This window comes from Arthrobacter sp. M2012083 (assembly GCF_000281065.1).
GTDB lineage: Bacteria > Actinomycetota > Actinomycetes > Actinomycetales > Micrococcaceae > Arthrobacter.
In genome coordinates this window covers 1-11,709 of the sequence record NZ_AKKK01000011.1, presented here as the reverse complement: position 1 = coordinate 11,709, position 11,709 = coordinate 1, and the positions used below count along the sequence as shown (strand labels likewise).

Sequence of the window (11,709 nt, the reverse complement as noted above, 5' to 3'; positions counted from 1 at the left end):
AGAGATAACAGGGGTAGCCTGATGTCGATCGTCAATATATTATCTTGGAAGCGACTAATAATACTCAGGAGGATATATCCATGACGGAAACTGTTGCCAACACCTCGGTCGGCCGAGAAGTGCCCGGCTGGACGGGGAGGCTATTTGAAGACTTTGCCGTCGGGGACATCTACTACCACCCGTTCGGAAAGACGGTGACCCAGACGGACAACCAGTGGTTCACGTTGACGACCCAGAACGTGTCGAAGACCCACGTGGACGTGAACTTCGCGTCGAAAACAGAGTTTGCACGGCCCTTGGTCAATTCAGCGTTCACTCTGGCCCTGGTGACGGGTCAGTCCACCATGGATCTATCCATGAACGTCTTCGCGAACATGGGGTGGGACGAGGTCAGGATGCCAAACCCGGTATATGAGGGCGACACTATCTACTCCCGGTCTAAAGTTCTTGCACTTCGTGAATCGAGGTCCCGCCCCCAGTTGGGCTTGGTCAGCGTGGCCACTGAGGGTTACAACCAGAACGGGGCAGTCGTCATCAGCTACCGCCGGACCTTCATGGTTTATCGGCAAGGTTTTCTGCCATCTGTCGAATCTGCGCGGCCGGACGAGGCCTCATTGCCGGTGGTGGAGCCCAAATGACAGGTTTGCAAACCCTGCCAAGGGGATCCTCGATCCAGAAGGTCGCCTCCGCCGCCACGGCTTTATTCGTTCCCGGCGACCGGCCCGAGCGCTTCGAGAAGGCAGCTCTAGCCGGTGCGGACATCGTCATCATTGACTTGGAAGATGCTGTAGCGCCGCCTGCAAAAGCAGACGCTCTCGCAGCGACCGTAGCAGCATTGCGTATCCAAAACAGGCAGTGGAGGGCTCTCGTACGCGTCAATGCAGTTGGTTCAGCGTCATACGAGGAGGAAATCGCGCAGCTTTACGAGTTGGCGAATTTGTCCTGCCGCGGTCTGCTCGGCTTGATGGTCCCGAAAGCAGCAGACAGCCCCGAGCTCAGGGAGCTTTCCCAGCGGTGTGCCTCGCTGGGGCTCGCCTTCGTCCCTCTTATCGAGTCTGCCGCAGGGGTGTTGGATGCTCCAGCCTTGGCCAAGGTGCCCGGTGTCACACGCCTCGCTTTCGGCGCCATCGACTATGCACTCGACATTCATGCCGGCCGCGAGGACAGGTTCCTTGACTATGCCCGCAGCGTCCTTGTGCTTGCATCCCGGGCGGCGGGCATCGCGGCGCCATTGGATTCTCCAGCAACCACCATCAAGGACATTGGGCAAGTGGAAGCCGCGGCCAGGCTTTCGTATGGTTTCGGATTTGGTGGAAAGCTATGTATCCATCCCGCGCAAGTGCCGGTGGTGTCGGCCGCTTTCTTGCCGGACGCTGAGGCCGTGCGCTGGGCACAAACAATCGTTTCCTCGGCCGATGGGGCTATCCAAGTGGATGGAGAGATGATTGATCGACCGGTGATTGAACGTGCCCGCTTGATAATGGCACGCGTTGAAAAGGACAGAACATGAGCCGGCTTCCTTTGGAGGGAATAACCGTACTATCACTGGAGCAGGCTGTGGCTGCGCCGTTTGCGACCCGTCAGCTGGCGGATCTAGGGGCCCGTGTGATCAAGGTCGAACGGGACACCGGAGATTTCGCCCGCGGATACGATAAAAAAGTTCACGGCATGGCCAGTTATTTCGTATGGCTTAACCGCGGCAAGGAAAGTATTGTCGTGGACCTCAAGTCCGACCATGGCCAGGGGATCCTGCAGACTCTGGTTTCCCAGGCCGACGTCCTCGTGCAGAACCTCGCCCCGGGAGCCGTGGAACGGCTCGGAATGGGCCCAGCTGATGCCCTTGCACTCAACCCGAGGCTCATTCATGTCTCGATTTCAGGCTATGGACGCGGCGGACCATACGAGAACAAAAAGGCCTATGACATGCTCGTGCAGTGCGAGTCCGGGCTCATGAGTGTTACCGGAACTGAACAGGCTCCTGCCAAGGTCGGTATCTCCATCGCTGATATCTGCGCAGGAATGTATGCCTACTCCGGGATTCTGACGGCGCTGCTCCACAGAGCCTCAACGGACCGCGGAGATGTCCTGGAGATCTCCATGTTGGAGGCAATGGGCGAATGGATGAGCCAACCATATTTCTTCGCCGAATACGGTGGCGCACCTCCCTCACGGAGCGGGGCGCATCACGCGAGCATCGCTCCTTACGGACCCTTTGAGACTTCGGACGGAACAGTATTCTTCGGCATTCAGAACGAACGCGAATGGGAGGCGTTCTGCCGTGATGTCCTGCAGAATGCCGATCTTGGAAAGGCTCCGCAGTTCGCTGGGAATGCGGCGCGCGTTGAGAATCGAGCAGCCCTTCATGACGAGATCGACCTCATTCTGGCGTCGCTGAAGACCAAAGTCGTCGTTGAACGTCTCGATGCAGCATCCATTGCCAACGCGGAGCTTCGTGACATGCATGGATTCTCCGATCATCCTCAGCTTCTGGCCAGGAAGCGATGGCGCGATGTGGATTCCCCAGAAGGGCCTCTGCGTACACTTATCCCTCCCGTAACCTTCAAGGAGATGGATTACAGCATGGGACCGGTACCTGCACTTGGCGAGCATACCGAAAGCATTCTCGCGGAACTGGGGCTGCCCGCCCCGGTGGGCAACCACTGATCTACCGCCCAGCCGAGTACCATCCACCAAAGGAAATGCCATATTCTTAGCGGGAAGGTCAGGAGAAAAGGACGTATGGGCACCACCAGCGACGACCGCGGCCGTCGGCAACTCAGTGATGAGGCTGCGGCCCACGTCCGCGGCCTGATTATGTCCGGGAAGTTGACGCCCGGCTCCACTGTGCGCCCCGAAACTGTAGGGCAAGCGCTCAGCATCTCGACAACGCCTGCCCGAGAAGCCCTTCAAGCACTGCGCGTGGAGGGCTTCCTGGAGTTGGTGCCACGTCGTGGCTTCCAGGTAGCACCCCTGACCGGGCAGGACATCCGAGACCTCTTTCGTGTGCAGGCCCTCATCGCAGGGGAGTTGGCGGCCCGGGCAGCGGCCAGCCCAGCCTCCGCCGATCTCGCTGAACTCGAAGCCCTTCACCATGAGCTCATTGCAGCCGCCCGCCGCAATGACCATGCACTGCTGGAGGAGAAGAACCATGCCTTCCACAGGCACATCAACAAGATGGCCGGATCCAGGAAGATCATCTGGGCGCTGAGCCTCATCACCCGGTACGTCCCCCGCCAGTTCTACTCGACCATCCCAGGGTGGCCGCAGGCCACTGTCGATGACCATGAAGAACTACTGAACGGCATACGAACTGGCGACTCCGAAAAAACGAGAGCGGCGATGGTCTCCCATATTGTTCATGCCGGAGAACTCCTGGCCACACATTTTGATGAACGCGTCTCCAAAGCCGCCCCGGTCGACGATCTGACATCCGCCTGACCTGAGCATGAACTCCGGTCGAGGGGGAGGCCACTCGAGCCACGAGGTGCGTCCAATCCACGCAGTCTTTCCCGCCCAACGGTCGGAACCCCATGAAGCCCTCAATCCGAGGCCCGTAATGGCTCAGGCATCGGCAGAGGTGCTTCAGGCAGCAACGGATAAAGTGCCGAGGACCAGCTGCCTGCGGCGACGGTAGGGCACGATTGCCGTGCCCCCGTGCCCCCCGGCCCCTGCCGGTTCGGCGCTTATGCCGTGGATACCGGATGCGCAAGGTGCCGCCTGTCCGTGGATCCGCAAGGATCCTGGGCTTCCAATTCTGCATGCGCGGTTGGCGTCTTACCTGAGGATCAGTTTTTGCCGCGACCGGCGTGGGTGTGCTGCACCCACGCCGTTCGGTTTACTTCCTTCTACAGTCGAAGAACCAGAGAGTCCGTCAGCGTCAACAACCTATCTGGCCCCGACGAATCTGGCGAATACAAAGAAGCGACCCTCAACGTCGGCAGGACATCTGCAAAACCCGTTCAAGAAGGAGAAGCACCATGACCACAACCCCGCGCGCCGCGCTTGGAGAAATCCTCGCTGCCACCTCTGGTGACCCGCTCCGCCGAGTGCTACTCACAGGCGGAGCCGTTGTAAGCATGGACCGGAGCATCGGCGACCTCCAACGCGGCGACGTGCTCATCGAAGGCTCAAGAATCATTGACGTAGGTCCCGATCTGCGTTCCCTGGGCGCGGCAGACAGCGCCATAGTCATCGACACCGCAGGCGCGATTGTGTCCCCAGGCTTTGTCGACTCACACCGCCATGCCTGGGAGACGCAGCTCCGGCGCATCATGCCTGATGTCAACGACCTCGGAGAATACGTCATGAGCACGCTCAACGATATTGCACCGCTCTACCAGCCCGCAGACATGTACGCCGGGACAAAATTGGCCGCCCTCACCGCGCTCGACAGCGGCATCACCTGCATGCTGGACTTCTCCCACAACTCCCGAACGGCCGAACATTCGGACGCAGCCATTCAAGCCCTTGCGGACACCCGCATCCGCGGAGTCCATGCCTCAATGGGCCCACACTTCGGCAACTGGAACCATCAGTGGCCTAGTGACCTGAAAAGGATCAAGGAACGCTATTTCAACTCACCGGACCAACTGCTGACCCTGCGATTGGCCGCACTCGCCACCGACGAAATCGCAGGGCCAGAAATAGCCTACGGACAGAGTCTGGCAAACACCGCACGGGAGCTGGACTTATGGGTAAGCGTCGACGCAGTGTTCGGTCAGGCCTCCTCACGAGCGATCCTTGACTGGAAAACGTCCGGCATCCTGAATGACCGCATGACCCTCATCCACTGCACCGGACTAACTGACGAGGCCTGGGACGCCATGGGAGCCGCCGGTACAACGGTGTCGCTGGCGCCCTCCTCCGACGCCCAAATCGGCCTCGAATCCGCAATACCCGCCGTCAACGAGGCCCTGGGCGCAGGCATCCGTCCCGCCCTCAGCATCGACGTCGAAGTCGCCCTGGCCAGTGACATGTTTACCCAGATGCGCACGCTCCTCTCCGTCCAACGGATGCTCGCCGTCAACGCGGCCTACGGCACGACTGCCGAGCCGCATCGCATCACAGCACGCGATGTCCTCGATTTCGCAACGGTCCAAGGGGCGCGGAGCAACGGGCTCGGCGATGTCACTGGGTCGCTGACCCCCGGCAAGCAGGCTGACCTGCTCATCATCGCCGCCGAGGACGTCAATAACCTGCCCCTCAATGACGCGGTCGGCACAATTGTGCTTGGTGCTGATCCTCGCAACATCGAAGCTGTTTTCGTTGCCGGCGAAGCACTCAAATGGAACCGTGAACTCGTGGGCGTCAACATGCCGAGTCTGAGGACTGAAATTCTCGAGTCACGGGACCGTATCCTTCAGGCTAACTAAGCGTGCCGAGCGAGGGGCAGGCTACTTTTCAAAGCGAAGTAGCCTGCCCCTCCTTGCTGCCACGTATCCAGATCGGTTCGAGAACCATCCACAGCGGTCATGCCTCATAGAACGAAATCCGGCCCTCTAGGCTCAGGCTGCGTCGATACCTTCAATGACGACGGCGCTCTCTTGCGCATGAGCCATCCGGAATTCACGCCAAGGCGTGTATTCGGCGGAATCGTAAAACCGTCGGAAGGCCTCTTTGTTGTCGAAACGAATGATCACGGCCAGGCTCGGCTTCCGATCGCCCTCGGCATAAATCGGCTTCTCGTCTCGAGCGATGAGTTCTCCACCGTACTGGGCCAGTATCGGACCCACATTCTGCTCGTAGAGTGCAATTGCGGCAGGATCGGTCGGGGTCATATCAATGCTGATATAGGCGGCGATAGGGCACACCCTCCTCATTTCGAAAAAAATCGAACTATCGTACTCATCGACTATACTCGAAGTGTGCAGCTTATCCACCCGGACCCCGAAGACTTCGCCCTCACCGACGTCCTTAGCGCCCTCGGCAACCCCATCCGCCTGGAAGTCGTAAGACGACTCAATCAAGGCGAACACCTCAATTGCACGACAGCTCTGCCGCACATGCCCCAGTCGACAGCGAGCCATCACTGGCGCGTTCTTCGCGAAAGCGGGCTTCTGCAACAAACCCGGGAGGGCAGGGTGATTACAATGACCCTCCGCAAGGCCGACATAGACAAACGCTTCCCGGGACTTTTGGACGCGGTCGTCGCGCCCAAGGGCCAAGCCCTGTGATCCAACCGCCGATAAGGGAGATCGGCAACGCGGGGGAGTCCTCCAGGTTCTGGGTTAGCAGACCGTGGCCTAGCCCGTTCCCACATTGACGGGAGATGGCGACACTGGGGCCCGTCCACGAGGAACAGCGTCGGTTCGCGCATCCCGCCTCCTGCCTCGTATTTGGTCGATGTGCGGGCCAGGCAGGCGCGAGGCCCGATGCGTGTAGTCGGCTGATTGAACTCTTTGTGTCCGGCAATGGCGTAGTCGATGCCCTCTCTAACAGCCGCGGTTTCGCTGCTGGTGGCATCCGAACCGGCAGTGTCCTCGGTCATCGAAAATTCTTGAAACCTGGGATTGTTTGGCAATCGCCGGTAAGTAGGTGTTCTTCTGGGGCGTGGCCGTGGCAAAGGAGGGCGCCGATGGTGTACATCCGCGCGTGCACGCCGCTGAGTAGCTACTGACCTCGTTGATCTCCTCCATGGTTAACGCCGGCCGCGGCGTGTCCCATGCCGAGACCGGCGCGCTCGGGCGAAATCAATGCGACGACGAGACCTTCTTTGGTCAGCCTGTCAACAAGCTCATGCGGGCACCGGGATTACGGACCGCCTCCCGCTAATACTCATCCACAACAGCGCACACGCAGCCCTAGGGCCTCCTCTAAGCTGCTCAATCCGGGCCGCATGGCAGGTGTAGGTGCCCTCCCAAGCCTTGACATGGGTTGCAACAAAATATATTGGAGTTACGATCTGGATTCTTGTCGCGGGGCTGATGGAGCCGAAAAGCCCTTGAATTCGCTTCCTAACTGCCCTTAGAGTGGATAAAACACAAATATATTGGGTCATCATTTCACGAAGGGGTGAATACATTGATCAGTGCATCTTTTCGTCCGACGTTCCTGGTCTACCGACAGCGTTTCGTGCAATCAGCGGATGCATCCAGACCAAATTTAAGTTTCCCACCTCCAGTGGTCGGCGAATGATCCGCCAATCGGAGAGGCTGCGCCTGAGCGACTCAAGCGCGTGTGAGGTCGCGACCGCAGTCACCGCCCTTTTTGTTCCCGGCGATCGGTCAGAACGGTTCGGAAAAGCCGCCACTTCGGGTGCTGACGTCGTCATTTTCGATCTGGAAGAATCCGTAGCCCCAGCCTCCAAAGCTGCTGCTCTGTCTGAGATTCAAAAGAAGATCGCAGGCCTCAAGCCTGAGGTTAACGTATTGGTGCGCGTCAACCCGCTAGGTTCAGCGTCCTATGAGCGCGAAGTCGAAAGCCTGTTGCGGGCAACCCCGGCTTGGCCTGGTGGCTTACTCGGACTGGTGGTGCCGAAAGCCGAAGACAGCGAGGGGCTGCGAGATCTGGTGCGCCGCTGCAGGAAACTTCGGTTGGCCGTCGTTTTGGGTGTTGAATCTGCGGCTGGCCTCATGGACGCCCATGCCTTGGCAAAGATTCCTGGCGTCACCCGGCTTGCTTTCGGAGCCATCGACTACGCCCTGGATATTGACACAAGCACGAGCGACTATCGCTTTCTTGATTACGCTCGGAATGTTCTGGTGGTGGCGTCAAAAACAGCCGGGATCGCCGCGCCTTTGGATTCTCCATCCGTCAGCATCGCCGACATCGGAAAGATGAGCTCGGAGGCAACCCTGTCACGTCACTTTGGCTTCGGCGGTATGCTCTGCATCCATCCTGTCCAAGTACCAGTCGTGGCAGAAGCATTCGCCTCCGGTGCTGAAGGGTTGGTGTAGGGACATCAGCAGTCCCGGCTCACAGGCTGCCAACCAGACAGTCGGTGAAATGATCAACCGTCCTGTAACACCCAAAACCCCGCCGAATGGAATCCGCCGGGGACGATAGAACAGGCTCGTCGATGAACGCCCACAACGTCTTGCAGCGTGCTGTTTGCAGTTAATCCTGACGAGCGTATTGAAAGACGCGGACCGCACAACCGGAGCAGGGCAAACCGATTTCCGCCTGCTCAATTCCATCGATTAGCTGTCTCGTGAAAGCGGCACCGTTTCAGGCAGAGGCCGGGGCCCCGGTTCGCCTCGGCACCAACCAGACCGCTCCGTACAGGGTGCACTGCGACCTGTTTCGTCTGGGGCGGCTGGGAAAGAGCGGTTGGGCAAGCCTGACCCGTCCTTGGAAAGGATCTACCATCGTGTCAACATCTGAACTTTCCCGCGCCCGCACCGGCCTAACCGTAGCCTTCTTCACCATGACGGGGGTCCTCGCTGTGGGCCAGGCCTACGTCGTCTTGGGCATGCTGAACCAGATCGGAGAGGAACTGCGGGTGACGCCGGCAGCTGCGACTACGCTGACAACAGTGTTTGGCGTTGCCTACGCTGTGGGGTTCCTTCTGACAGGGCCGCTCGCGACCCGCTTCGGAGTCAGTCGCGTCTTGGTCATTGGATTGGGGGGCGCTTCCGTCGCAGCCTTCATGGTCACTGCCCTCCCAACCTCACTCGAGGTGGCGTTGACTGTGCGCGCTGGGCAAGGCTTCCTAAGTGCCGCGTTCGCACCCTGTGCCCTCGTGTATGTATCCCAGCAATTCCCCCGCCGCCAGCGCACCTTTGCAACAACGGCTCTGACCACGGCCTTTCTGGCATCGGCACTCGTCATGCCGTTGCTCGCCGGCCTCGCCGCCGTGGCATGGGGGTGGCGAGGGGTTTTCGCTGGCAGCGGCGTGGCGCTGTTTACCTGTGCAGTCTCACTTACATTCCTTTTACGCCGAGACAAACCCACGGCCGTGTCCCTTGCCCAAGCGTTCTTCGTCCTGCCCCGAGTTCTGAAGCACTGGCCCCTGCTGGGCCTCTACGCTGCTACGGCTGCGGTCCTTGGCTGTTACGTAGCGCTCTTCACCGCCCTGCAACTAAGCACCTCGACGGCCATCGCGAACTTCCCCGGCGGACTGCAGGGCCTCCGTCTTGCCAGCATTTCCGCTCTGGTCCTTATGACGGCCGTGTCAGGGCTTCTGCACCGGGTCTCGAGCTGGGGCCGCGCTACTAGTGGCTTCGTTCTCGCCGCACTCGGTGGGGCCGCCATTCTTCTCGCAGAACCGAATCCTGCCGTCCTCGGCACCGGCGTTGTCCTCTTCGCCGCTGCCATCGCGCTAACGGCACCAGCACTTGTGGCACGGATCGTGGAGGCTTCCCCGCCCGGAGCAACGGCCGGAGCAGCTGCCTGGTACGGCGCATTCATGTTCATCGGTGGAAGCCTGGGCCCAATTCTCGCCACCCCAGCCAGAGGATCGGGCCTGCCAACCGCGGTCCTCATCGTCATCGCCGTTGCATTGACCGGAGCTGCCCTTGTGCTGGCGACCCGGCCCGCGGCAGGCTGACAGCTTGACTTCTTCCCGGACTGAACCATTTCCATAGCGGCGCGAAAACCTTCAGCGAATGCAAGAACCCCACGGAGGTCACCAACGCAAGGGCTACGCTGCCAACGGTGCGAGGCACGCAGGTCTCCGAAGCCAAACCGAATGCGGACTGTCTGTCACCTACTTCTACTCGTCCCTCTCGATGGCCGATAACGGACGTTCCGTTAGGCAAAATAGATTCACTCTATGTCTCGGACGCCTCTTACCCATGAAGACCATCGCCGGGGCGCTGGTGACTTGGGCGGGTCCTAGACCCCCACCGTCTTCAGGTAACTCCGGATGCCATCAACCACCATCTGGTGGTCCTCATCTGAGCTCAGTCCGGAAACCGTGACAGCGCCGATCACGCCGGCGCCCCGCACGCGGAGGGGGAACGATCCGCCGTCGAGAGTGTAGTCCTCCGGAGCCAGCCACCCGCCGCCAAGGGGGTTGCGTTCGGCAAACTGTTCACCCAACAACGCCGTGCTGTGCTCAAACCGCAGCACGGCCGCAGACTTGCGGCGGATCCACTCTTCCTGGTCGGCGGTGGAACCGGGCAAGACGCAGCGGAAGAGGACAATGTTGTGCCGCCGGATATCGATCGCCACCCCGAACCCGGAAGCAATGGCGTGGTTGGCGATGAGAGAACCGAGCCGCCAGGCGTCGTGGTTATCGAAGCTTGCGAAGACCAGCTCTTCTTCCTGCTGGCGGAGTTCGGCAAGGCGGGCAGATTCAGTCATTTCGTTGCATCTTCCTCTGAAACAACGGCGTCGGCTTCGTAGCTGAGGCCGATCTGGCGGCGGATCTCGTCCATGGCGGCCATGATGGCCACGGTCTCACCCGGCGGAAGGATGGTGCCTGCGGTCTCGCCAGCGCGGATCAGGCGTTCCACCTCGGCCGCCTGGTACTGCATGCCCCTGCTGTTCACGGGCTGCTCGTAGCGCTCCACAACAGTGCCATCCACGGCATGAACCGTGAACGGAACCGGGTTGTACCAGGTGTGTTCGATGTCGATCCACCCTTCGGTCCCGATCACCATGGCCCGGTTGGCGCTTGCTGCGTCAAGTTCGCAATCAACCATCGCATGGGCCCCGTTGGGGTATTCGAAGATGGCGGCCGTTTGTCGGTCCACGCCGGTAGCAGACGTGGAGGCGCTGGCCTTGATCGACGCAGGCGCGCCCAGAATGTCGAAAGCAAAGGAGACCGGGTAGATGCCCAGGTCCAGCAGCGCTCCGCCACCGAGCGCAGGATCGTTGAGCCGGTGGGCAGGATCCTTGGGAAGGCTCTGATTATGGCTGGCCACCACCTTCCGGACCTCGCCGATGGTGCCGTCCTGGATGAGTTCGCGGATCCGGACCATGTGTGGGAGGAAGCGCGTCCACATGGCTTCCAGGGCCACAAGGCCTTTGGCTTCGGCCAGGTCCACGATCTCCTGAGCTTGGCCGGCGTTCATCGTGAAGGCCTTCTCCACCAGCACATGCTTTCCGGCGTTGAGGGCCAAGAGCGCGTTGGCATGATGGAACGGATGCGGCGTCGCGATGTAGACCACGTCAACCAGCGGGTCCGCCACCAAGTCCTCATAGCTGCCGTGGGCGGTGGCTATCCCGAACTTTTCGGCGAAGGACCTGCTGGACTCTGCCGAACGCGAACCCACGGCCTGCACGGTGAAGCCATTCTCTTTCAGGTCCTGCGTTTGGAGCCCGGCAATAAATCCTGTGCCGAGGATGCCCCAGCGGATCGTTCCGTCGGAGGTGCCATTGCTGAGGGTCATGTGCTCAGTCCTTGCTGCTGAAGGCGGCGTCGAAGGAGGTCTGCGACGCCGGGAAATCGAACTTCTTGAGTGCTGCGAGGGCTTCGGGGGCGCCGTGGAGGCGGTCCATGCCGGCGTCTTCCCATTCCACGGAGATGGGTCCGTTGTAGCCGATGGCGGTGAGGGCGCGGAAGGATGATTCCCAGGGCACGTCGCCGCGTCCGGCGGAGACGAAGTCCCAGCCGCGGCGCGGGTCGCCCCAGGGCAGGTGGGAGCCCATCACGGTGTTCCGGCCGGTGGGGCGGAGCTTGGTGTCCTTGCAGTCCACGTGGTAGATCCGGTCCTTGAAGTCCCAGATGAAGGACACGGGATCGATGCCCTGCCACATGAAGTGGGACGGGTCCCAGTTCAGGCCGAACGCTTCGCGGTGGCCGATCGCTTCGAGGGTCCGGAC

Annotated in this window: 12 protein-coding genes; 8 read left to right on the top strand and 4 right to left on the bottom strand. The window is 60.5% G+C overall.

Annotated elements, in window-relative coordinates; genetic code table 11:
- Positions 1 to 80: 80 nt before the first annotated feature.
- From A477_RS0106935 to A477_RS0106915, 5 genes are all read left to right on the top strand, one after another.
- Positions 81 to 638, top strand: a complete 558-nt coding sequence (locus A477_RS0106935; RefSeq protein ID WP_017198294.1) for a MaoC family dehydratase — start codon at positions 81 to 83, stop codon at positions 636 to 638.
- Positions 635 to 1,510, top strand: a complete 876-nt coding sequence (locus tag A477_RS0106930) for an HpcH/HpaI aldolase/citrate lyase family protein (RefSeq protein ID WP_017198293.1) — start codon at positions 635 to 637, stop codon at positions 1,508 to 1,510. Before A477_RS0106935 ends, A477_RS0106930 begins: the two co-directional genes overlap by 4 nt.
- Positions 1,507 to 2,664, top strand: a complete 1,158-nt coding sequence (locus A477_RS0106925) for a CaiB/BaiF CoA transferase family protein (protein WP_017198292.1) — start codon at positions 1,507 to 1,509, stop codon at positions 2,662 to 2,664. The genes A477_RS0106930 and A477_RS0106925 overlap by 4 nt, the downstream gene beginning before the upstream one ends.
- A gap of 75 nt (positions 2,665 to 2,739) precedes the next feature.
- On the top strand, positions 2,740 to 3,438 hold the full coding sequence (locus A477_RS0106920; RefSeq protein ID WP_017198291.1) for a GntR family transcriptional regulator: 699 nt from the start codon (positions 2,740 to 2,742) through the stop codon (positions 3,436 to 3,438).
- A 539-nt stretch (positions 3,439 to 3,977) separates the two neighbouring features.
- Positions 3,978 to 5,372: an amidohydrolase family protein gene (locus A477_RS0106915; RefSeq protein ID WP_017198290.1), complete on the top strand. Its 1,395-nt coding sequence runs from the start codon at positions 3,978 to 3,980 to the stop codon at positions 5,370 to 5,372.
- A gap of 132 nt (positions 5,373 to 5,504) precedes the next feature.
- On the opposite strand, the gene A477_RS22940 is transcribed toward A477_RS0106915, so the two are convergent.
- Complete coding sequence (locus A477_RS22940) at positions 5,505 to 5,819, bottom strand: DUF1330 domain-containing protein (protein WP_083848029.1); 315 nt, start codon at positions 5,817 to 5,819, stop codon at positions 5,505 to 5,507.
- Between the two features lie 45 nt (positions 5,820 to 5,864).
- On the opposite strand from A477_RS22940, the gene A477_RS22935 reads away from it, so the two are divergent.
- From A477_RS22935 to A477_RS0106900, 3 genes are all read left to right on the top strand, one after another.
- Positions 5,865 to 6,173, top strand: coding sequence for an ArsR/SmtB family transcription factor (locus A477_RS22935; RefSeq protein WP_083848028.1), 309 nt, complete (start codon positions 5,865 to 5,867; stop codon positions 6,171 to 6,173).
- A 795-nt stretch (positions 6,174 to 6,968) separates the two neighbouring features.
- Complete coding sequence (locus tag A477_RS22130) at positions 6,969 to 7,895, top strand: HpcH/HpaI aldolase/citrate lyase family protein (RefSeq protein WP_157367056.1); 927 nt, start codon at positions 6,969 to 6,971, stop codon at positions 7,893 to 7,895.
- A gap of 413 nt (positions 7,896 to 8,308) precedes the next feature.
- Positions 8,309 to 9,487, top strand: a complete 1,179-nt coding sequence (locus tag A477_RS0106900; RefSeq protein WP_017198287.1) for an MFS transporter — start codon at positions 8,309 to 8,311, stop codon at positions 9,485 to 9,487.
- A 287-nt stretch (positions 9,488 to 9,774) separates the two neighbouring features.
- Here the strand turns inward: A477_RS0106900 and A477_RS0106895 are convergent, their stop codons facing one another.
- From A477_RS0106895 to A477_RS0106885, 3 genes are all read right to left on the bottom strand, one after another.
- Positions 9,775 to 10,245, bottom strand: a complete 471-nt coding sequence (locus tag A477_RS0106895) for a heme-degrading domain-containing protein (protein ID WP_017198286.1) — start codon at positions 10,243 to 10,245, stop codon at positions 9,775 to 9,777.
- Positions 10,242 to 11,276: a Gfo/Idh/MocA family protein gene (locus A477_RS0106890; protein ID WP_017198285.1), complete on the bottom strand. Its 1,035-nt coding sequence runs from the start codon at positions 11,274 to 11,276 to the stop codon at positions 10,242 to 10,244. Before A477_RS0106890 ends, A477_RS0106895 begins: the two co-directional genes overlap by 4 nt.
- Positions 11,277 to 11,280: 4 nt before the next feature.
- Positions 11,281 to 11,709: sugar phosphate isomerase/epimerase family protein (locus A477_RS0106885; protein WP_017198284.1), on the bottom strand; the 429-nt coding region annotated here is incomplete at its 5' end.

Coding starts and splice junctions, on each gene's coding strand:
- A477_RS0106925 (WP_017198292.1), top strand. CDS start 1,507: ATGAGCCGGCTTCCTTTGGAGGGAATAACCGTACTATCACTGGAGCAG.
- A477_RS0106920 (WP_017198291.1), top strand. CDS start 2,740: ATGGGCACCACCAGCGACGACCGCGGCCGTCGGCAACTCAGTGATGAG.
- A477_RS22940 (WP_083848029.1), bottom strand. CDS start 5,819: ATGAGGAGGGTGTGCCCTATCGCCGCCTATATCAGCATTGATATGACC.
- A477_RS0106935 (WP_017198294.1), top strand. CDS start 81: ATGACGGAAACTGTTGCCAACACCTCGGTCGGCCGAGAAGTGCCCGGC.
- A477_RS0106890 (WP_017198285.1), bottom strand. CDS start 11,276: ATGACCCTCAGCAATGGCACCTCCGACGGAACGATCCGCTGGGGCATC.
- A477_RS0106930 (WP_017198293.1), top strand. CDS start 635: ATGACAGGTTTGCAAACCCTGCCAAGGGGATCCTCGATCCAGAAGGTC.
- A477_RS0106895 (WP_017198286.1), bottom strand. CDS start 10,245: ATGACTGAATCTGCCCGCCTTGCCGAACTCCGCCAGCAGGAAGAAGAG.
- A477_RS0106915 (WP_017198290.1), top strand. CDS start 3,978: ATGACCACAACCCCGCGCGCCGCGCTTGGAGAAATCCTCGCTGCCACC.